The 20,821-nt window shown below is 71.0% G+C and carries 13 protein-coding genes; 6 read left to right on the top strand and 7 right to left on the bottom strand.

Features of this window, described 5'->3' with window-relative positions; translation table 11 throughout:
* Positions 1 to 14: 14 nt before the first annotated feature.
* On the top strand, positions 15 to 4,313 hold the full coding sequence (locus tag Prubr_RS28550) for a discoidin domain-containing protein (protein ID WP_212817981.1): 4,299 nt from the start codon (positions 15 to 17) through the stop codon (positions 4,311 to 4,313).
* A 64-nt stretch (positions 4,314 to 4,377) separates the two neighbouring features.
* Here Prubr_RS28550 and Prubr_RS28545 read toward each other — a convergent pair whose 3' ends face one another.
* The 3 genes from Prubr_RS28545 to Prubr_RS28535 form a co-directional block, all read right to left on the bottom strand.
* Complete coding sequence (locus tag Prubr_RS28545) at positions 4,378 to 5,340, bottom strand: quinone oxidoreductase family protein (protein ID WP_212817980.1); 963 nt, start codon at positions 5,338 to 5,340, stop codon at positions 4,378 to 4,380.
* Positions 5,341 to 5,387: 47 nt separating this feature from the next.
* Positions 5,388 to 6,131, bottom strand: coding sequence for a GNAT family N-acetyltransferase (locus tag Prubr_RS28540; RefSeq protein ID WP_246567766.1), 744 nt, complete (start codon positions 6,129 to 6,131; stop codon positions 5,388 to 5,390).
* Positions 6,132 to 6,232: 101 nt separating this feature from the next.
* Entirely contained in the window at positions 6,233 to 7,453 is a 1,221-nt protein-coding gene (locus Prubr_RS28535) for an ATP-grasp domain-containing protein (protein ID WP_212817979.1), read from the bottom strand.
* 493 nt (positions 7,454 to 7,946) lie between these two features.
* Between Prubr_RS28535 and Prubr_RS28530 the strand changes: the two genes are divergently transcribed.
* The 4 genes from Prubr_RS28530 (at position 7,947) to Prubr_RS28515 (ending at position 12,191) form a co-directional block, all read left to right on the top strand.
* A complete protein-coding gene (locus Prubr_RS28530) occupies positions 7,947 to 8,693 on the top strand; it encodes a VWA domain-containing protein (protein WP_212817978.1) in 747 nt (248 codons plus the stop codon).
* A 149-nt stretch (positions 8,694 to 8,842) separates the two neighbouring features.
* Positions 8,843 to 9,685, top strand: a complete 843-nt coding sequence (locus tag Prubr_RS28525) for a peptidoglycan DD-metalloendopeptidase family protein (RefSeq protein WP_212817977.1) — start codon at positions 8,843 to 8,845, stop codon at positions 9,683 to 9,685.
* Positions 9,686 to 9,780: 95 nt separating this feature from the next.
* Positions 9,781 to 10,599: an SGNH/GDSL hydrolase family protein gene (locus tag Prubr_RS28520; RefSeq protein ID WP_212817976.1), complete on the top strand. Its 819-nt coding sequence runs from the start codon at positions 9,781 to 9,783 to the stop codon at positions 10,597 to 10,599.
* Between the two features lie 179 nt (positions 10,600 to 10,778).
* On the top strand, positions 10,779 to 12,191 hold the full coding sequence (locus Prubr_RS28515; RefSeq protein WP_212817975.1) for a glycosyl hydrolase family 18 protein: 1,413 nt from the start codon (positions 10,779 to 10,781) through the stop codon (positions 12,189 to 12,191).
* Positions 12,192 to 13,226: 1,035 nt separating this feature from the next.
* Here the strand turns inward: Prubr_RS28515 and Prubr_RS28510 are convergent.
* Positions 13,227 to 15,101, bottom strand: a complete 1,875-nt coding sequence (locus Prubr_RS28510) for an ABC transporter ATP-binding protein (protein ID WP_246567764.1) — start codon at positions 15,099 to 15,101, stop codon at positions 13,227 to 13,229.
* A gap of 73 nt (positions 15,102 to 15,174) precedes the next feature.
* Here Prubr_RS28510 and Prubr_RS28505 point away from each other — a divergent pair, with 73 nt between their 5' ends.
* Positions 15,175 to 15,783: a TetR/AcrR family transcriptional regulator gene (locus Prubr_RS28505; RefSeq protein ID WP_212817974.1), complete on the top strand. Its 609-nt coding sequence runs from the start codon at positions 15,175 to 15,177 to the stop codon at positions 15,781 to 15,783.
* Positions 15,784 to 15,803: 20 nt separating this feature from the next.
* Here Prubr_RS28505 and Prubr_RS28500 read toward each other — a convergent pair whose 3' ends face one another.
* The 3 genes from Prubr_RS28500 to Prubr_RS28490 form a co-directional block, all read right to left on the bottom strand.
* Positions 15,804 to 15,977 carry a hypothetical protein gene (locus Prubr_RS28500; protein WP_212817973.1) on the bottom strand — a complete coding sequence of 58 codons (174 nt, stop codon included), beginning with the start codon at positions 15,975 to 15,977 and terminating at the stop codon, positions 15,804 to 15,806.
* Between the two features lie 32 nt (positions 15,978 to 16,009).
* The gene (locus Prubr_RS28495; protein WP_212817972.1) at positions 16,010 to 17,071 is read right to left on the bottom strand and encodes a LacI family DNA-binding transcriptional regulator; all 1,062 of its coding nucleotides are present in this window, start codon (positions 17,069 to 17,071) and stop codon (positions 16,010 to 16,012) included.
* Positions 17,072 to 17,167: 96 nt separating this feature from the next.
* On the bottom strand, positions 17,168 to 20,590 hold the full coding sequence (locus tag Prubr_RS28490; RefSeq protein WP_212817971.1) for a galactose-binding domain-containing protein: 3,423 nt from the start codon (positions 20,588 to 20,590) through the stop codon (positions 17,168 to 17,170).
* Positions 20,591 to 20,821: the final 231 nt, after the last annotated feature.

Here is a 20,821-nt window from a genome sequence, read left to right as displayed (position 1 = left end):
AGCTTGAGGAACGAATGAGAAGGAAGCATGCAGCGTGGCGGCTGATCGCGGCGGCGCTCGCGACCGGGCTCGCCGTGTCGCTGGCACCGGCACTGCCGGCCGCGGCGGCCGGTGGCCCCAACCTGGCGGCGGGGCGGACGGCCACGGCCAGCAGTTCCAACGCCGAGCACACCGCCAACCGGATCAACGACGGTAACCCGGGCACCTACTGGGAGAGCGCCAACAACGCCTTCCCGCAGTGGGCCCAGATCGACCTCGGTAGCAGTGTCGGCATCGACCAGGTGGTGCTCAAGCTCCCGGCGGGCTGGGAGAGCCGGACCCAGACCCTGGCCGTGCAGGGCAGCCCGGACGGCACCAGCTTCGCCACCATCGTCGGCGCCACCGGGTACGCCTTCACCCCTGCCAACGGCAACACGGTGACGATCAACTTCCCGGCGACCAGCACCCGCTTCGTCCGGCTGCAGGTCACCGCCAACACCGGCTGGCCGGCCGCGCAGATCGCCGAACTGGAGGTCTACGGCGCCACGACCGGCGGCAGCGGCAACCTGGCGCAGGGCCGGCCGCTCACCGCCAGCAGCAGCAACGCGCCGTACGGGCCGGGCAACGCCGGCGACGGCAACCAGGCCAGCTACTGGGAGAGCGCCAACAACGCCTTCCCGCAGTGGATCCAGGTCGACCTCGGCGCGGCGGTCCCCGTCAACCGGGCCGTGCTCAAGCTGCCCGCCGGCTGGGAGACCCGCACCCAGACGCTGGCCGTGCAGGGCAGCACCGACGGCGGCAGCTTCAGCACCGTCTCCGCGTCGGCCGGGCGCGTCTTCAACCCGACCGCCAACAACACCGTGACGATCAACTTCAGCACCACGACCGTCCGCTACCTGCGGGTGCAGGTCACGGCCAACAACGTCTGGCCGGCCGCGCAACTGTCGGAGTTCGAGGTGTACGGCCCGGCGACCGGGGACACGCAGCCGCCGACCGCGCCGACGAACCTCGCCTACACCCAGCCCGCCACCGGACAGATCCGGCTGGCCTGGAACGCCGCCACCGACAACGTCGGCGTCACCGGCTACGACATCTACGCCAACGGCACCCTGCGCACCAGCGTCGCCGGCAACGTGCTGACGTACACCGACAACCAACCGGCCAGCGCCACCGTCTCCTACTACGTACGCGCCAAGGACGCCGCCGGCAACCAGTCCGCCAACAGCAACACCGTCACCCGCACCGGGTCGACCGGGGACACCCAGGCGCCGACCGCGCCGACGAACCTCGCCTACACCCAACCCGCCACCGGACAGATCCGGCTGGCCTGGAACGCCGCCACCGACAACGTCGGCGTCACCGGCTACGACATCTACGCCAACGGCGCCCTGCGCGGCAGTGTGGCCGGCAACGTGCTGACGTACACCGACAACCAACCGGCCAGCGCGACGGTCTCGTACCACGTACGGGCCAAGGACGCCGCCGGCAACCAGTCGGCGAACAGCAACACCGTCACCCGTACCGGCAGCAATCCGTCCGGGTCGAACCTGGCGGTCGGCAAGCCGATCACCGCGTCGTCGACGGTGCACGTCTTCAACGCGGCGAACGCCAACGACGACGACGTCAACACCTACTGGGAGGGTGCGCCCGGGGCGTACCCGAGCACGTTGACCGTGTCGCTGGGTGCCAACGCCAGCATCACCGCGATCGTGCTGAAGCTCGACCCGGCCGCCGCGTGGGCCACCCGTACCCAGACGCTGCAGGTGCTCGGCCGGGACCAGAACTCCTCGTCGTTCACCAGCCTGGTCGCCTCGGCGCCGTACACCTTCAACCCGGCGTCGAGCAACATCGTGACGATCCCGGTCTCGGCGACCGCCGCCGACGTCCGGCTCCAGTTCACCGCGAACACCGGGTCGTCGAACGGCCAGGTCGCCGAGTTTCAGGTGATCGGCACGCCGGCACCGAACCCGGACCTGACGATCACCGGCCTCACCGCCTCGCCGGCGTCGCCGGTCGAGACCGACGCGGTGACGCTGTCCGCCACCGTCCGCAACGCGGGCACCGCCGCGGCCGGCGCCACGAACGTCAACTTCTACCTGGGTACGACCCGGGTCGGCACCGCCGCGGTCGGCGGACTCGCCGCCGGGGCGCAGACCACCGTGACGGCCAACATCGGGGCCCGCAACGCGGGCACCTACCAGGTCGTCGGCCGGGTCGACGAGGCCAACACGATCGTCGAGCAGAACGACGCGAACAACGAGTTCACCAGCCCGACGCCGCTGACGGTCCGGCCGGTCGACAGCTCCGACCTGGTCGCCGCCGCGGTGACCTGGTCACCGGGCACCCCGTCGGCCGGCAACACCGTCACCTTCTCGGTGGCGATCCGCAACCAGGGCACGGTCGCCTCGACCAGCGGCGCGCACGGCATCACGCTGACCGTGCTCAACGACGCCGGCACGGTCGTCCGCACCCTGACCGGTTCCCACACCGGCACGATCGCCGCCGGTGCCACCACCGCACCGGTGAACCTGGGCACCTGGACGGCGGCCAACGGCCGGCACACGGTCCGGGTGGTGCTCGCCGCCGACGGCAACGAACTGCCGGTCAAGCGCGAGAACAACACCAGCGAGCAGGCCCTGTTCGTCGGCCGCGGCGCCAACCTCCCGTACGACATGTACGAGGCGGAGGACGGCTCGGTCGGCGGCGGCGCCCAGGTCGTCGGGCCGAACCGGACCATCGGCGACATCGCGGGTGAGGCGTCCGGCCGGCGGGCGGTGACGCTCAACAGCAACGGGTCGTACGTGCAGTGGACCACCAGGGCGGCGACGAACACCCTGGTCGCCCGGGTCTCGATCCCGGACGCGCCGGGCGGCGGCGGGATCAACTCGACGCTGAACATCTACGTCAACGGCACCTTCCACAAGGCGCTGAACGTGACCTCGAAGTACTCGTGGCTCTACGGCAACGAGGCGGCCCCGGGCAACTCCCCCGGTGCCGGCGGCCCGCGCCACATCTACGACGAGGCCAACGTGATGCTGAACTCGACGATCCCGGCCGGCAGCACCATCCGCCTGCAGAAGGACCCGGCGAACAGCACCACGTACGCCGTCGACTTCATCAACCTCGAGCAGGTGTCGCCGCGGGCCAACCCGAACCCGGCCCGGTACGCGGTGCCGACCGGCTTCACCCACTCCGACGTGCAGAACGCCCTGGACCGGGTGCGGATGGACACCACCGGCAACCTCGAGGGCGTCTACCTGCCGGCGGGCACGTACGAGACCGCGCAGAAGTTCCAGATCTACGGCAAGCCGGTCAAGGTCGTCGGCGCGGGGATCTGGTACACGAGGTTCCAGACGCCGACCAACCAGGAGAACACCGACGCCGGGTTCGGCGTCCAGTCCTCGGCGAGCGGGTCGTCCTTCTCACACCTGGCGTTCTTCGGCAACTACGTGTCGCGCATCGACGGGCCCGGCAAGGTCTGGGGCGAGTTGAAGGACGTCGACAACATGACGATCGACAACGTCTGGGTCGAGCACACCGTGTGCGCGTACTGGGGCGTGAGCGTCAGCGGCCTGACCATCAGGGACAGCCGGTTCCGCAACACGTTCGCCGACGCGGTCAACCTGACCAACGGCAGCACCGACAACACCATCACCAACTCCGAGGGCCGGGGCAACGGCGACGACGCGTTCGCGCTGTTCTCCGCCGTCGACCAGGGCGGTGGGGGTGCCAACAACGGCAACGTGTTCGAGAACCTGAACGCCACCCTGACCTGGCGGGCCGCGGGTGTCGCGGTGTACGGCGGCTACAACAACACGTTCCGCAACCTCTACATCGCGGACATGCTGACGTACTCCGGGCTGACCATCAGCTCGCTGGACTTCGGGTACCAGTTCGTCGGATTCGGGCCTGGCCTGACCCACTTCCAGAACATCTCGCTGATCCGGGCGGGTGGCCATTTCTGGGGTCAGCAGACCTTCGGCGCAATCTGGATGTTCTCCGCCTCGAAGGAGTTCCGGGGCATCCGGGTCTCCGATGTGGACATCGTCGATCCGACGTACTCCGGCATCATGTTCCAGACCAAGTACAACGGCAGCCAACCGGAGAATCCGATCACCGACACCGTACTGACCAACATCTCCATCTCCGGAGCGCAGAAGAGCGGTGACGCGTTCGACGCCAAGTCCGGGTTCGGCCTGTGGGCCAACGAGATGCCCGAACCGGGTCAGGGCCCGGCGGTCGGCTCGGTGACCTTCAACAACCTGCGGTTCAGCAACAACCACACCAACATCAGGAACACCACGAGCACGTTCACCATCAACATCAACCCGTAGACGCGGTCGACGGGTGCCGCCGGGAGGACGCTCCTCCCGGCGGCACCGTCGCGTCCGGGCCCGGCTACGGGATCAGCAGGAGCTTGCCGGTGGTCCGGCGGGACTCGAGGTCGGTGTGGGCGCGGGCCGCCTCGGTCAACGGGTAGCGGCCGCCGATCGTGATCCGCAGCGACCCGTCCGCGATCCGCCGGAACAGGTCGTCGGTCCGGGTGACGAGTTCGTCGCGGGTCGCCACGAAACTGCCCAGCGTCGGGCGGGTGACGTAGAGCGAGCCGCCGGCGGCGAGGCGGGACAGGTTGACCGGCGGCACCGGGCCGCTGGACTGGCCGTACAGGACCAGCGTGCCGCGCCGGCGCAGGCTGGCCAGGCTCGCGTCGAAGGTGGCCTGCCCGACGCTGTCGTAGACGGCCGGGACGCCCGCGCCGCCGGTCAGTTCCCGGATCCGGTCGGGGAAATCGTCGTAGCCGACGGTCCACTCGGCGCCCGCGTCGGCGGCCAGCCGGCGCTTGTCCTCGGTGGACGCCGTGGCGACGACCCGGCCGCCGAGCGCGGTGGCGAGCTGGGTGAGCAGCAGCCCGACGCCACCGGCGGCGGCGTGCACCAGCACGATGTCGCCGGGCCGGACCGGGTAGGCGTCGAAGACCAGGTAGTGGGCGGTCAGTCCCTGCAGCAGCGCGGCGGCGGCGACCTCGTCGTCGACACCGTCCGGGACCGGTACGACCCGGTCGGCCGGGGCGAGCGCGGACCCGGCGTAGGCGCCGGCGAAGTCGGCTCCGGCGACCCGGTCACCGACCGCGGGGGTGGTCACGCCGGGACCGACCGCGACGACCGTGCCGGCGCCCTCGCTGCCCGGCGTGAACGGGAGCGGCATCGGGTAGAGCCCGGTGCGGTGGTAGACCTCGATGTAGTTGACGCCGACGGCGGCGAGCCGGACGAGCACCTCGCCCGGGCCCGGCTCGGGCGGGTCGAGGCGCTGCGGGGTCAGCACCCCGGCGTCACCGGTCCGCGAAACCCGGATCACGTCCATCGTCACTCCCTCCGCCACGACCGCCCGTAATCGTAGGCCGGGCCGCCTCAGCCGGACGGTGCGGGACCGTCGTCCGGCCGGCGCACCAGGTGGAAGGTCATCGTGCCCCGCACCTGGAAGCCGAGGTGCTCGTAGAGCCGGACCGCGCCGGTGTTGTTGGCTGCGGCGTGCAGGAACGGCACCTCGGCACGGGACCGGATGCCGGCCGCGACGGCGCGCACCAGCCGGGTCGCCAGCCCCTCGCCACGGTGGTCCGGGTCGGTGCAGACGGCGCTGATCTCGGTCCAGCCGGGCAGCCGCATCCGTTCGCCGGCCATCGCCACCAGCCGGCCACCGCGCCGGATGCCGAGGTAGCGGCCGGTCTCGACGGTCCGGGCCAGGAACGGGCCGGGTTTGGTCCGGGCGACCAGGTCCAGCATGTCCGGTACGTCGTCGACGCCGAGCGGCACCGCCTCCGGTTCCTCCGTGGCGGCCAGGCTCACGTCGACGAGCTGCACGCCGAGTTCACGGGCGATCTCCCAGCCGGCCGGTACGACCGCGTCGACGCTGGGCAGCAGGCCACGCGCGCCGGGAGCGAGCAGGGTCGCCAGGTCGGCCCAGGCGGCGGGGTCGCGGGCGTCGACGAGTCCGACGAACGGCGAGATCTCGGGCGGATACGCCGCCGCCCGACCGTGCGCAGTGGCCAGCGGGGCGTGCGGGCCGGTCAGCGCCGACCACACCGGGTTGTCCAGCGGATGGCCGCCGCCGGCGCCGGATGCCGCGCCGTCGACCAGTACGCCGGGACCGCTCACCGTGCACCCGCCGCCCGGCGCCCGACTCCGGTGGTGGTGCGGTGTGTTGGCATCTTCCTGCTCCTGTCGCGGTGCCGCCGGCCGGGGTCCCCGACCGTCGATCACCGTACAGCGATCTTCACCAGCCCGGCGGCCTGACCGGCGAGGTCCCAGGCGTCGTCGGCACCGGGGCCGGTGGTGACGACGTACCCGACGCGGTTTCCGGCCGGCCGGGCCGGGACGATCCGCCGGCCGTACGCGGCGTCGACGACCAGGCCGTGTACGCCGGCCAGGCCGCTGGCGTCGGCGGCCCCGATCACCTCGCGTACGGTGCCCGGATCGGCGGTGAGGTAACGGATCGCGGCGCCGCGTACGGCGTCGGCCGGAAGTGTCGGGCGGTTCCCCGCCATCAGCTCCAGGTAGTGGGCGGTCAGCGGGCACTGGTAGGCGAGTTCGAGCAGTTCCATGATCCGGTCGCCGGGGATGCGGGCGGCGCATCCGAGGAGGGCCGGTCCACCGTCGGTGAGGATCCAGGCGGCGTGCAGGATGCCGTACCGCATCCCGGTCGCCCCGACCAGCGCCCGCATCGCGGCCGTCAGCCGGTCGCGCTCGACCGACCCGCGTGGGCCGGGCACCTGGTGGCCGATCTCGGCCGGATCCCCGCCCGGCTGCCGGTGTCTGTCGGTGACGGCGGCGAAGACGACCTCCCCGTCGTGGACGAGGCACTCGACGCTGACCTCGGTGCCGCTCATCCGCTGCTCGACCAGGTAGCGGGCGCGCCGCCGGCCGGTCCCGGGCGGCGCGGCGGTCGTCGTCTCCTGCCAGGCGGCGGCCGCGCGCGCCGGGTCGAGGAACACCACGCCCGCTCCGCCCGCCAGTGCGGCGGGCTTGAGGACGAACCGGTCGCCGCCGAGTTCGGCGCACGCCGGGCCGAGATCCGCGGCGCCGGCGACCTCGGCCCACTCCGGCTGGTGGAGGCCCGCCTCCGCGGCCACCGTACGCAGCGCGATCTTGTCACGGAACGCGGTGGCGGCCCGCACGCCGGCACCGGGCAGGTCGAGGAACCGGGCGACCCCGGCGGCGGCGAGTACGCCGGCCTCGGTGCCGGGCACCACCCGGTCGATGGCGGCGTCGGGCGCGAAGGCGGTGAGCGCGGACAGTACGGTCTCGGTCTCCAGCCGGCGTACCGGCACCACCGCCTCGATGGCGGCGTGGTCGACCGGGGCCCGGTAGAGGCCCCGGCGGGCGATGGTCTGCGGTGTCTCCACCAGCAGCACCGACCGGGCCGGATGGTGATGGTCGCGCAGCAACTGCGGGGCGTGGCCGATGAGGAGGGTGGTCATCCGTCGACTCCGAGGCCCGCGGTCGGCCGGTGGCGCCGTCGGCGACTTCCTCCGGTGTAGTCGATGCGAGCAGGCATGACGAAACCTCCACAGCTCGCCCGGGGCGGGCGTTGGTCGGCGGATACCGGTTGGGGCGGTGACCGGTCGGACGCATTCGCGGCAAGCATTCGGCGTCGCAGATGGTACCGAGCCGATAACCGCCGGGGGAAGCGCTCAGCGCAGATTCCGATGCAATTTCACGAGTCTCATGCCAGACAGATACACATTGACAGGACATGATGTAAACATTGTTGGCCGGCGATCCTACTTGTTAACGACAGACGAATCTACGGGCACCCTTAGACATTCACGATCAGCAATCGACCAGATTGGACGGACAACCGTCCGTCGCCCCACCCGGCCGACACGCCGGCGACGGGTCGGCCAACGTTTCCCGCCGGCCCGGGCGATCTTCGCGCATGATGGGCGGACCGCAGCCGCCCCGGAGGACAGCATGCCGATCGACGACGACAAGACCGCGAGCGGACCGGCGATCAGCCTCGACAAGTTCCAGGAGGCCGCCCCGGCACTGGTCGACCTCTACAAGACCGCCCGGGTCAGCCTGGACAAGCACCGCCTCACCGGCCAGCGCGCCGCCGTCTACCTGGTCATCGACCACTCGGGGTCGATGCGGCCCTACTTCCGCGACGGCTCCGTACAGGGGCTCGCCGAGCAGGTCCTCGCGCTGGCCGCCCACTTCGACGACGACGGCTCGGTGCCGGTCGTCTTCTTCGACACCGTGGCGCACCGGCCGGCCGAGGTGCCGGTACGCGACCACGCCGGCGCCGTCGAGCGGATCCGGGCGGGCCTCGGCCCGATGGGCCGGACCGACTACGCCGCCGCGATGGAGGCGGTGATCGCGCACTACCAGGCGTCGGGCAGCCGGGCACCCGCCTTCGTGGTCTTCCAGACCGACGGCTCACCGACGTCACGCGGCGCCGCGACCCGTACCCTGTGTGACGCCGCACGGCTGCCGATCTTCTGGCAGTTCATCGGGTTCGGCGACGACGAGTTCACATTCCTGCGCCGGCTCGACGACCTGCCGGTGCCGGGCCGGCGGATCGTCGACAACGCCGGTTTCTTCGCCGCCGGCACCGAGCCGCGGTCGATCCCGGCCGACACGCTCTACGACCAGCTGATGGGCGAGTTCCCGCAGTGGCTGGTGTCGGCCCGCGCCGCGGGCGTACTCCCGCCGGCCTGAACCGTCGGCGGACGCTGAATGTTCAGCCGACCGACGATGACCGAAGGGTTGATCCACACTCGTACATATCGATAAGGTTAGCGCTCGTTAAGGGCTGACACAGCCCGGCTTGGCCGTGACGGGGAGGCCACGACCGACAGGAGCGCAGCATGGCCGGACCGACCCCCGGGGTCAGCCGACGCACCCTCTTCCGAGGAACGGCGGCGGGCATCGCCGTCGTCGGCGGCAGCCTGGCCGTCGCACCCCCGGCGTACGCCTCGAACTTCTACAACCCGTTCGCCGGCCGGCCCATCTCCGACGGCTGGCAGGCGCATCTCAACCGCGGGTCGCTGGGCGGCATCGACTACCCGATGCCGGTCGGCACAAATCTGCCGGCCTGCGGTGGCGGGTCGATCCAGAACATCCCGAACAACGGCACCGGCGGGCACACCGTCACGATCCACCACCCCAACGGCTACCGCAGCCAGTACATGCACCTGTCGGCCTTCGTCCTGGGCAACGGCGCGGTGGTGGGCGCGGGCGCGATCGTCGGCCGGTCCGGCGGCGCCGCCGGCGCGCCCGGCTCGGGGTCCTCGACCGGACCGCACGTGCACTGGCACATGATCAACCCGAGTGGCCAGCGGATCAACCCGCTGGACTATCTCGCCGGGCTGGGTGGGGGCGGCGGGCTGCCGAAGACGTCCACCGCCCAGGACGGCATCCCCGGCACAATCTTCTGGAAGCGGGCGCAGAACTGGCTGCGCATCGAGGCCGGCTACACCGGACCGATCGACGGCGTGCCTGGCGTCAACACGTACGCCGCCATGCAGCGCGAACTGCGTGACCACTACGGCTACACCGGACCGATCGACGGCGTACCGGGGGTCAACACCTGGGCGGCGCTCCAGCGCCTGGCGTCGCGGTACGGCTACACCGGACCGATCGACGGGGTGATGGGACCGAACTCCTGGCGCGGCGTGGCGCGGTTCCTCAACGAGGACCGCTGGGACTGATCTCAATGGAATATCCCAAATGGGATGCTTCCTAATTCATCGGTCAAATGCTATGAAATAACCATCGCCGTCCCCCACCAGACCTGGAGAAACACATGGCCCGTACCCGCACCGCCACACTGCTCGCCGGCCTGGTGGCCGGCGCCGTCGTCGCACTCGGACTGGGAGCCCCCGCCCAGGCCGCCGCCGGCGAGCACTACGTCTCCCTCGGCGACTCGTACGCCTCCGGCGTCGGCGCCGGCAGTTACACCGCCGAGAGCGGCGGCTGCAAGCGCAGCCTCAACGCGTTCCCGCAGTTGTGGGCCAACGCGAACGCCCCCGCCTCGTACCGCTCGGTCGCCTGCTCCGGCGCGAAGACCGGCGACGTGGTCAACAGCCAGCTCTCCGCGCTCAGCTCGACCACCACCCTGGTCAGCGTGGTCATCGGCGGCAACGACGTCGGGTTCGCCAACATCATGACGACCTGCGCGCTGGCCGGCACCAACGCCTGCCTCGCCGCGGTGACCAACGCGGAGAACCTGGCCCGCACCTCGTTGCCGGGCTGGCTCGACAACGTCTACAACGGAATCAAGAACCGCGCCCCGAACGCCGACGTGGTGGTGCTCGGCTACCCGACCTTCTACCAGCTCGGCACCCCGATCTGCCTCGGCCTGAGCGAGCAGTCCCGCGCAAAGATCAACTCGGGGATCAACCTGGCCAACGACATCATCTCCGCGGCGGCCGCGCGGCACGGATTCACCTTCGGCGACGTACGGCCGCCGTTCATCGGCCACCAGCTGTGCAGCGGCGACAAGTGGCTGCACGCGGTCAACTTCGCCGACATCGGCGTCTCGTACCACCCGACCGCCAACGGACAGTCGGGCGGCTACCTGCCGGTCTTCCGCAGCGCGGCGACCCTCGCCGCGAAGAGCTGACGAACACTCCCCGAAGGGGCGCCGGCCGAATGGCCGGCGCCCCTTCGCATGCGGCACGCATTGACTTCAATAGTTAACTTTCCTAATATTTCAGCGGCACCAGATATCGAGTACGACCGATGCGGCGATCGGCGTACGCCCAGTCAGTTCTCCTCCTCCCCTCTCTGAAGGGATCGCCGATGTCCGGATCCACGCACCCAGACAGCGCCGCCCACCGGCCGCGCCCGTCCCGTACCCGACTCCTGGCCGGCGCGGTGGCGCTGGTGACGGCCGCCACCGGCGCGCTCACCGCGCTCGCCCCGGCCGCCCCCGCCGAAGCCGTCGTCCTCCCCAACGGTTTCAAGAGCGTCGGCTACATGCCGTCCTGGGCCGGCAACGTCAACAGCGTGCAGTACGGCAAACTCACCCACATCAACTACGCGTTCGTCCTGCCCAACGCCAACGGCACCCTGCGGCCGGTGGAGAACCCGTCGAAGCTGTCGCAACTGGTGTCCCTCGGCCGCGCCAACAACGTCAAGGTGTCGATCGCGATCGGCGGCTGGAACGACGGCGACGACTCCGCCTTCGAAGCCCTCGCCAGCAGCGCCGGTACCCGCACCACCTTCGTCAACAGCGTCGTCGGCTTCGTCAACCAGTACGGCCTCGACGGCGTCGACATGGACTGGGAATACCCCGACCCCGGCACCTCCGCCAACAACTTCACCCTGCTCATGCAGCAGCTCAGCAACGCGCTGCGCCCGCAGGGCAAACTCCTGACCGCCGCCGTCGTCTCCGAGGGCAACACCGCGGGCGGCGTCCAGCCCGCCGTCTTCGGCTACGTCGACTGGCTCAACATCATGGCGTACGACGGCGGCAGCCCGCACGCCAACTACGACTGGTCGATCAACAGCGTCAACTTCTGGAAGTCCCGCGGCCTGCCGGCGGGCAAGGCCGTCCTCGGCGTACCGTTCTACAGCCGCCCCGGCTACTACACGTACGCCAACCTGGTCGCGATGGACCCGGCCAACGCCAACCGCGACTGCACCACCGTGGGCGGCACCCAGCAGTGCTACAACGGCCTGCCGACCGTCCGGCGCAAGACCCAGTGGGCCCTGGCCAACGCCGGCGGCATGATGAACTGGGAACTCTCCCAGGACACCAACAACGCAACGTCCCTGGTCAGCGCCATCTACGACACCGTCATGGGCGGCACCCCGCCACCCGGCGGCCGGACCGGCCGGATCACCGGCATCGCCGGCAAGTGCGTCGACGTCGCCTCCGCCGGCACCGCCAACGGCACCGCCGTCCAGCTCTGGACCTGCAACGGCACCAACGCCCAGACCTGGACCGTCGGCACCGACGGCACCCTGCGGGCGCTGGGCAAGTGCGCCGACGTCGCCAGCGGCTCCACCGCCAACGGCGCACTCGTCCAACTCTGGGACTGCAACGGCACCGGCGCCCAGGTCTGGCAGGCGCAGTCGAACGGCACCCTGCGCAACCCGCAGTCCAACAGGTGCCTGGACGCCCGTGACAACAGCTCCGCCGACGGCACCCGCCTGCAGATCTGGGACTGCTTCGCCGGCGCCAACCAACGCTGGGTGTTGCCGAGCTGATTTGGTTGGGCGGGCCGGCCCCGCCTCCGGCGGGGCCGGCCCGCTCGGCGCTGCGTCGTTGGTCCTCGCTGAGTTGGCTGGCCTCGCCTTCGGCTCGGCTGGCTCGCTCCGCTTCGCGCCGCCCCATGCACCGTCTTCGCCCTGCGGGCATGACGGCTTCGCCGCATGTCCTCGGGCTCCAGACGGTGCGGCGGCGCTCGGTCGACTCGCGACGTGAGTCGCGGTCAACCGCGGTCCGCCGATTGGTTCGCCGATCCGTGCCGGGCTGGGACGGGGGTGCGGGCAAGGGCGGTCCGCCGATTGGTTCGCCGATCCGTGCCGGGTTGGGACGGGGGTGCGGGCAAGGGGCTGTCCGAGCCTGCAGCGGCGGGGCCGTGACGGTGGACCGTTGTCGGGTTTTGGGCCCGCCCCGCCCTGCGCGCGCCCCGGACCGGGCTGCACGAACTGAGCGTGGGAGGGGTTATCCGGACGCCGGATAACCCCTCCCACGCTCAGTTCGTCACCGGAATCTTCATCCAGCGCCCCGCCACCGGGGCGATATGCGCCCAATGTCTCGCGTGCCCCGGGGGCAGGGTGCACGGTGACGCGTTGATCTGGGCGGGAGAGACCTTATCGAGCGTGGGTAGGGTCTCTCCCGCCCAGATCAACGAAGGACCACCAACGGCACTCCGGCAAGACCGGACCCCGCCCCCGGCGTCAGGCACTCCTGACCGCCGCCCGCAAAGGACTTCCGAAGCGTCCGGCCGCCCGTCGGCCGTGACGACCACCGACCGAACCCGACCTGCGAAGCAACCGGCGGACCGGGTTGACCGCGACCCACGGCGCGAGTCGACCGAGCGCCGCCGCACCGTCTGGAGCCCGAGGACCGCGCCGCGAAGCGGTCGCGGCCCGCAGGGCGAAGACGGTGCATAGGGCGGCGCGAAGCGGAGCGAGCCAGCCGAGCCGAAGGCGAGGCCAGCAAACTCAGCCAACTCAGCGCGAAGCGGAGCGAGCCAGCCGAGCCGAAGGCGAGGCCAGCTAACGCAGGCCAGCTAACTACGCCAGTGCGGGGTCGGGGCGGATGGCCGGCTCGCCGGCTGGCGTGATGCCCGCGTCGAGGACGTGCACCGGTGACTTGCCGCCGTCGGCGGCGATCCGCAGGGCCTCGATCAGCTGGCGGTACAGGTCGTCGGTGGCGTACAGCTCGGCGTGGGTGCCCTGGGCGCGGATCCGGCCGTCCTCCATCACCGCGATCCGGTCGGCGTCGAGCACGGTGGACAGCCGGTGGGCGATGGTGACGACGGCGCCGGTGGCGGCCCGCTGTTGGATGCAGCGGTGCAGCGCGGCCTCGGTCAGGCCGTCGACCTGCGCGGTCGCCTCGTCGAGCAGGAGCACGTCCGGGGTACGCAGGATGGCGCGGGCCAGCGCGATGCGTTGCCGCTGGCCGCCGGAGACCTGGCTGGCGGTCAGGTCGGTGTCGAGACCGTCCTCGAGGGAGGCGACCTTTTCGTCGAGCTGCACCGCTGCCAGTACGGAACGTAGTTCCTCGTCGGTGGCGTCGGGGTGGGTGAACAGCAGGTTGTCGCGGATCGTGCCGGGCAGGACGGGGGTTTCCTGTTCGACGTACGCCAGTCGGGCCCGGATCTCGTCGTTGGTGTAGCTGGCGTACGGCCGGCCGTTGAGCCGCAGTTCGCCGTGCTCCGGTTCGAGGAAGCGCAGCAGGAGGGAGAACAGGGTGGTCTTGCCGGCACCGGACGGGCCGACGATGGCGATGTGGCCGCGTCGCGGTACCTCGAGCGTGACGTCGCGGACGACCTGGGGGCTGTCGGGGCCGTACCGGGCGGAGACGCCTTCGAAGGCGAGCACGGGCCCGTCGGTCGCGGCGGGCCGGTCGGCGGCGGGGCCGGTGGGCCGGACGGGTTCGCGGTGTTCGAGTTCGAGTGCCTCGATCTCGCGGATGCGGGCGGCGGCGGCGATGCCGGCCTGGAGTGCGGTGACGTTCTGGGTCAGTTCGGTGATCGGGCCCATCAGCTGGAAGGCGTAGAGGAGGAACGCGATCAGGCTGGAGATCTCCAGCAGGCCGAGTTGGGCGCGCCAGGCGCCGATGCCGAGGATCACGATGATCGACAGTTGGATGCCGGTCCAGGCGATGGTCCAGACCTGGGCCGTACGCCGGGCGGCGCGCACGGCGTGGGCGGCGGAGTCCCGGGCGGTGACGATGATCTTGTCGCCCTGGCGGGTTTCGGCGCGGCTGGCCTTGACCGTCCGGATGGCGCGCAGGGCACCCTCGAGCGCGCCGCCGAGTTGGCCCACCGACTCCTGTGCCTGTTCCTGGGCCTTGGCGATCGAGGGCATGAGGGTGGCCATGATGATGCCGACGACGATGACGGCGGCGATGGTGCAGCCGAGCAGGACCAGGTCGAGCACGCCCATCAGGACGAGGGTGCCGACCAGGGCCAGCGCGCCGTTGACCAGGCCGACGATGCTGCTGGACGCCTGGTGCAGCAGCCCGGTGTCGGAGGTGACCCGGGTGACGAGTTCGCCGGTCGGGCGCCGGGTGAGGGCACCGATCCGGGCGGCGAGGTAGCGCCGGACGATCGAGGTGCGGGCGTCGAGCACGACCCGTTCGGCCAGGGTGCCGAGCAGGATCCACTGCCACAGCGAGATGGCGGCGCCGACCACGACGAGGACCAGCAGCACGCTGATCGGGCCGGTCATCGACGCGGAGGCACCGAGGGAGTCGAGGACCCACTTGGTGACCATCGGGGTGGCCAGGCCGGCGGCGTTGGCGATCATGCCGAGCACCAGGCCGAGCAGCAGCACCCGCCAGTGCGGGGCGATGAACGAGGTCAGCAGCCGCAGCCGGGGAAACCGGCCGTTCGCGGTTGGTGGCGTGGTGGGACCCGGTACGGGCGGCGCGGAAGCAGTCACCCGCCCAGCGGAACACAACTGTTCCACTTCGGTCAAGTCGATTACCAGAGAGGCACACTGATACCCTGATCACGTGAGTGACCCGCAGCAGTCCGCCACCCGTGCCCGCACCCGGCAGGCGATCATCGACGCCGCGATCGGGTTGCTGGCACAGAACCGTGCGGCGCCCCTCGGCGAGATCGCCACCGCCGCCGGCGTGGGCCGGACGACGTTGCACCGCTACTTCGCCGACCGCGCCGAACTGTTGGCGGCGATCGACGTCGAGGGCGACCTCCGGCTCGAACAGGCGATCACCCGGGCCCGGCTCGACGAGGGCACCGGCGCCGAGGCGCTGCTCCGCCTCTGCCAGGAGTACTTCGAACTCGGCGACCTGCTCTCGCTGATGTTCGGTGAACAGCAGGCGACGGCCGACGCGTCCTGTTTCGGGCCGGACGAGGCCGGTCCGGCCGCGGGCGGGTCCGAGCCGGCCGGCCTGTCCACCCCGGCGTTCGAGGCCGCCGTACGGCGGGGCCACCACGACGGATCGATCGATCCCGGCCTGCCGGCGTACTGGCTGGAAAGCATCCTGTGGGCGCACCTCTACACCGCGTGGAGCTTCACGACGCAGGGCAACCTGACGCGGTACGAGGTGCTGCGGCTGACCCTGCGCACGCTCGACGGGGCCATCGCCGGCCGCCGCTGACCGGCGCCCCTGGGCTCCGGCTATCCGCCGACCGGCGCCACCCAGTACGTCTGCTTGTGCCCCCGGGCCTCCATCGTGGCGGCCAACTCGTCGGCCTCGGCGCGTGACTCCCGGCGGGCGACCTCGTAGCGGTTGCCGTTGTCGTCCTGCCGCCAGACCACCCACCGGGCCGGCCGCCCGCTCTCCGCCCGCATGTCCGGATGCTACCGGCGGGCCGGTGAACAGCCTAGGCGGAGCCGCGTACGACCAGGGTCGGCTCGAAGATGACCGAGGTGACCCGCTGGTCGGGGTCGTCGACGCGGGCCAGCAGGAGGCGGGCGCCCTGTGCGGCCATGTCCTCCAGCGGATGCCGGATGGTGGTCAGCGGCGGCCGGGCGGCCGGCGCGGCGCTGCTGTCGTCGAAGCCGACCACGGCGATGTCGTCGGGCACCCGCCGGTCGGCCTCGCGCAGCGCGGCGACCGCCCCGGAGGCCATCAGGTCGTTGGCGACGAACACACCGTCCAGGCCGGGGTTCTCGGCGAGCAGCCGGCGCATGGCCCGCTCGCCGCTGTCGTGGGTGAAGTTGCCGGCGACCGACGGGATGTAGGCGTGACCGTGCCGGGCGAGGGCCTGCCGGAAACCGGTGCTGCGGTCGTGGCTGGCGGGCACGTCGACCGGGCCGGAGATCATGCCGATGCGCTGGCAGCCGCGGTCGACGAGGTGGTTGGCGGCGAGCGCGCCGCCGGCGTCGTTGGCGAGGTCGACGTAGCTGAGCGGCATCGGCCGGGCCGGCCGGCCGACCATGACGGCGGCGACGCGGGCCTCGGCGAGCAGGTGCGGCAGGGTGTCCTCGGCGTACATCGACAGCAGGACCGCGCCGTCGAGCTGGCCCTGCCGCAGGTCGCCGACGAGCCGGGCGTGGGCGTCGGGGGTGCCGACCATCAACAGGGCGAGCTGGATCCCCTTCGGACGGAGCACGCTCATCAGGCCGCCGACGACCCGGCCGAAGTAGGGGTCGGCGAAGAACCGGCTCATGAACGGGTCGTCGTCGTGGGTCTCGGAGTCGGAGACGACCAGCGCGACGGTGCCGGTGCGCCGGGTGACCAGGGACCGGGCGGCCCGGTTGGGGACGTATCCGGTCTGGGCGACGGCGTTCCAGACGACCTCGTGCAGTTGCGGGTCGACGTTGCGGATGCCGTTGATGACGCGGGAGACGGTGGCCCGGGAGACGCCGGCGACCGCGGCGACGTCCTCGAGGGTGGGTAGCCGTTGTCCGGGCGTGGCGTTGCTCGTCCCCCCACTGCTCATGGCGGCATTTATAGCATGCGGTAAGGAGAGCGCTCTCCTCCGTCATGACACGTCGCCGGCCCACCCGGATACGCGGGCGGGCCGGCGACGGGGACCTCAGCGGTAGACGCCGAACTCCCACAGCGAATAGCCGTACGTGGTGGCACGTTCGGTGCCGTTGACCCGGACGTACCGCCCGGAGCCGGTCACGTTCAGGCTGTCGAACCCTCCGTTGCCGGACGTCGTGCTGTAGACGGTGGTCCAGGTGCTGCCGTCGTTCGACGTCTGGACCTGGTACGCCCTCGCGTACGCGCCCTCCCACGCCAGCTGCACGTGGTTGAAGCTGGTGACCGCGCCGAGGTCGACCTGCAACCACGCGGTCGCCACCCACTCGCTGGCCCACCGGGTGTTGTGGTCGCCGTCGACCGCGTACGCCGGCAGTTGCGGGCCGTTCGTTCCGGTCGGCTGGTACGACGACGCGGTGACCGGCCGGCCCCGGGCCACGTTGGTGCCCGGTGGGGTCGGCGGCACCACCCGGAACGACCGCTGCTCGATGCCGACGTTGCCGTGGCCGTCGTACGCGTAGACGTAGACCTTCCAGACGCCGAGCTGCTCGGGCGCGCGGACCCGGAACTGGCCGTCACCGGTCTGGGTGAACGTGACGTGGGAGAAGCCGCGGTTGCCGGTGACGTGCTTGTCGCTGAACATCAGGTTGTAGCGGATCAGGTCGGCCTGCGGGTCGGTGGCGGTGACCGAGACGGTGAACTCTCCCCCGGCCGGTACGGCGGTCTGCGACCCGACGGTCATGCTCGTGATCTCCGGCGGGGTGTTCACCGACGTCTGTCCACTGTAGGCCCGCTTGAGCGAGTGGTAGCCGTGCCGCCGCCAGCCGCCGGTGGTCACGTTGAGCCAGACGCCACCGAAGTCGTTCTCCAGCCCGTAGTGGAACTCGGTGGCGCCGAGCGCCACGCCGGGGTGCGCCTTCACCGCGTTCCAGCTCGCCGTGTACATGTCCCGCTTCTGCAGGTCGGTCGGCTCGGTCGGCACGCCGTTGACGTCGTTCGGCACCTCCCACTCGCCGTCCGGCCCGGCCTCGGTCACGATGTACGGCTTGGTGTAGCCGCCGGCGATCCAGTCCGGCCGCACGGTCCCGATCGCCCCGTACGAGTTGACCGCCAGCAGGTTCAGGGCCGGCGAGTGCGCCTTGTAGTACGTCCACGCGTGGGTGTAGGCGTCGGTGGAGGTGACCGGGTGGTTCGGGTCGGCCGCCTGGATGGCCAGCGTCACCTCGTTGACGAACTGGGCGTACGCGACCCGGCGCGCCTCGACCTCGGCCGCCGACAGCCCGTGGTCCTGCATGGTCAGGATGACCTCGTTGCCGACGTCCCACATCAGCACGCCCTGGCGGCCCTTGAGCGCGTTGACCCGGGCCACGATCTCGGCCTTGACGGCGGTCTTGTACGCGGTGTCGTTGACGTAGTCGGCACCCTGGTTGAGCCAGTGCCCGACGATGACCTTGATGCCGTGCCGGGCGGCGGTGTCGAGCAGCCCCGGGGTCTGCGTGTCGTCGACGCCCCAGGTGCGGATCGTGTTGACGCCCATGTTCGCCAGGTCACGCATGTAGCCGTCGCCGGCGTTCTGCGGCGGCCCCCAGGTCAGCCCCTTCACCTCGTACGGGGCGCCGTTGACCTGGAGCTGCCAGTTGCCCTGGCTGCCGGTGACCCGTACGACGCTCGGTCCGGCCGGCACCGGCGGGTCGGTCATCGCCGGCGCGGTGGTGCCGGTGGCACGGGCGACCGAGACGGAGTCGATGCTCAGGATGCCGCCGGAGGTGGTCTCCGGGGTGGGCACGGTGAACCCGGCGACGCCGCTCGGGTAGAGGCCGCCGATCGCCAGGTCGAACCGCAGGTAGAAGCCGTGGTGTACGGCCGCCTGCCAGGCCGCGACGCCGACCTGGCTCTGCCGGACCACCCAGGTCTGCCGGCCGTCGAGGTAGAAGCGGATCTCCTCGTCGGTCTTGGTCCGGTCGATCACCTGGCTGTACTCGCGGTATCCGGTCTGGCAGCCGGAGCAGGTGGCCAGGCCGCTGGTGCGGCCGTCGTACTCGTTGCACACCCCGCCGGGCGCGGTGCCGCAGTGCAGGGTCTGGGAGAGTTGGTTGCGGCCGTTGACGCCACTGAGGATGTCGGTCTCGCCGATCGTCGGCCAGTTGTTGAAGTTGCCCCGGAACGCCGCTCCGGTGGCCCGGAACGCCGGCCAGTAGCCGAGTTGGTTGGCGACGTCCGGCTGCTTCACGACGGCGCTGAACTTCAGCATCTCGCCGCGCTGCGGGGTGAAGTCGGCGCGTTGCGTCTCGATCCGGCCGGAGGTCCAGTTGCCGGCGCCGTCGCGGATGGCGCGGATGTTGAGCCGGCCGCCACCGTCGAGGTAGACGTTGTTCGTCGACGCGGACGCGGTCTCGACCGAGCCGGTCCCCCAGTTGGCGGCACCGCCCGGATACTGGGTGCCGGTGCGCAGCAGCCAGTTGGCCGCCGACGGCGAGGTTCCGGCGGCGCCGGTGAAGTCGTCGTTCCAGACGGTCTGCCAGTTGCCGGGCGGGTCGGTCGGGTCGGGGCCGGGACCGGTGCCGCCGGCGGTGAAGACCCGGAACTCCCACAGTGAATAGCCGTAGCCGGTACCCCGGGCGGTGCCGTGCATCCGGATGTAGCGGCCGCTGCCCGACACGTTCAGGGGCTGGGTGCCGCCGGTGCCGGTGGTGGTGGAGTAGATGCTCGTCCAGGTGTTGCCGTCGTTCGAGGTCTGGATCTGGAAGGCGCGGCCGTACGCACCCTCCCACAACAGCACGACCTGGCAGATGGTGCGGGTCTGTCCCAGGTCGACGCGCAGCCACTGCGGGTCGGCGTACTGGCTCGACCAGCGGGTGCCGGTATTGCCGTCCACCGCCGCGCCGGCCTGGGTGTCACCGGCCTCCACCGACGACGCCGTGGCCGGACGCCCCTGCGCAGCGTTCGTGGTCCCACACGCACCCGGAGTCGGCGTCGGCGTCGGCTGTGGACCGCCGAGCGTCCCGTACACCTCGAACTCGTACAACGAATACCCGTAACCCGACGACCGCACCGTGCCGTACATCCGCACGTAACGCCCGGCGCCGGTGACATCGAGAGTCTGCACACCACCGGCACCCGTCGTCGTCGAGTAGATCGACGTCCAGGCGCTGCCGTCGTTCGACGTCTGCACCTGGAACGACCGCGCAAACGCACCCTCCCACCGCAACACCACCCGCGACACCGACGCCACACCACCCAGATCCACCCGAATCCACTGCGGATCAGCCCACGCCGAACCCCACCGCGAACCCACATCACCATCAAACGCATTAGCCGCCGACAGATCAGCACCCTGCACCGACGACGCCAACGCCGGACGACCCAACGACAACAACGAATCCGCGGCACTGGCGCGCGGTGGTGCGACGAGTACGTACACGGCGGCGACGGCGAAGGCGACGAGCGGGATCAGGGCCCGCCACAGCGGCGGCAAGGACGGTGACGGTGACCGGGCCTGGCGCGGCCGGGACGGGTGCGGGGATGCCGGTTTCACGGGGGTACTCCTGCCTGTGCGACGACGCGGGTCAGGGAGGCGACGACCTCAATACGGAGAGCGCTCTCCATCGTTGCCCGAAGTGTTACGCCCACTTTTCAACCATGTCAAGAGAGTCGATGCCTTCGCCGGACCTAACACGCAAAGCCGGCAGTACGCCACCGGAACGCC

The sequence above is a fragment of the Polymorphospora rubra genome (assembly GCF_018324255.1).
Classification (GTDB): domain Bacteria; phylum Actinomycetota; class Actinomycetes; order Mycobacteriales; family Micromonosporaceae; genus Polymorphospora; species Polymorphospora rubra.
This window is presented reverse-complemented; position numbering and strand designations above follow the sequence as displayed.

What these genes read in the sequence shown, in the direction of transcription:
- Prubr_RS28500 (WP_212817973.1), bottom strand. Translation starts at nt 15,977, where the DNA reads ATGCGGGCGGAGAGCGGGCGGCCGGCCCGGTGGGTGGTCTGGCGGCAG.
- Prubr_RS28525 (WP_212817977.1), top strand. Translation starts at nt 8,843, where the DNA reads ATGGCCGGACCGACCCCCGGGGTCAGCCGACGCACCCTCTTCCGAGGA.
- Prubr_RS28550 (WP_212817981.1), top strand. Translation starts at nt 15, where the DNA reads ATGAGAAGGAAGCATGCAGCGTGGCGGCTGATCGCGGCGGCGCTCGCG.
- Prubr_RS28520 (WP_212817976.1), top strand. Translation starts at nt 9,781, where the DNA reads ATGGCCCGTACCCGCACCGCCACACTGCTCGCCGGCCTGGTGGCCGGC.
- Prubr_RS28495 (WP_212817972.1), bottom strand. Translation starts at nt 17,071, where the DNA reads ATGAGCAGTGGGGGGACGAGCAACGCCACGCCCGGACAACGGCTACCC.
- Prubr_RS28530 (WP_212817978.1), top strand. Translation starts at nt 7,947, where the DNA reads ATGCCGATCGACGACGACAAGACCGCGAGCGGACCGGCGATCAGCCTC.
- Prubr_RS28515 (WP_212817975.1), top strand. Translation starts at nt 10,779, where the DNA reads ATGTCCGGATCCACGCACCCAGACAGCGCCGCCCACCGGCCGCGCCCG.
- Prubr_RS28545 (WP_212817980.1), bottom strand. Translation starts at nt 5,340, where the DNA reads ATGGACGTGATCCGGGTTTCGCGGACCGGTGACGCCGGGGTGCTGACC.
- Prubr_RS28535 (WP_212817979.1), bottom strand. Translation starts at nt 7,453, where the DNA reads ATGACCACCCTCCTCATCGGCCACGCCCCGCAGTTGCTGCGCGACCAT.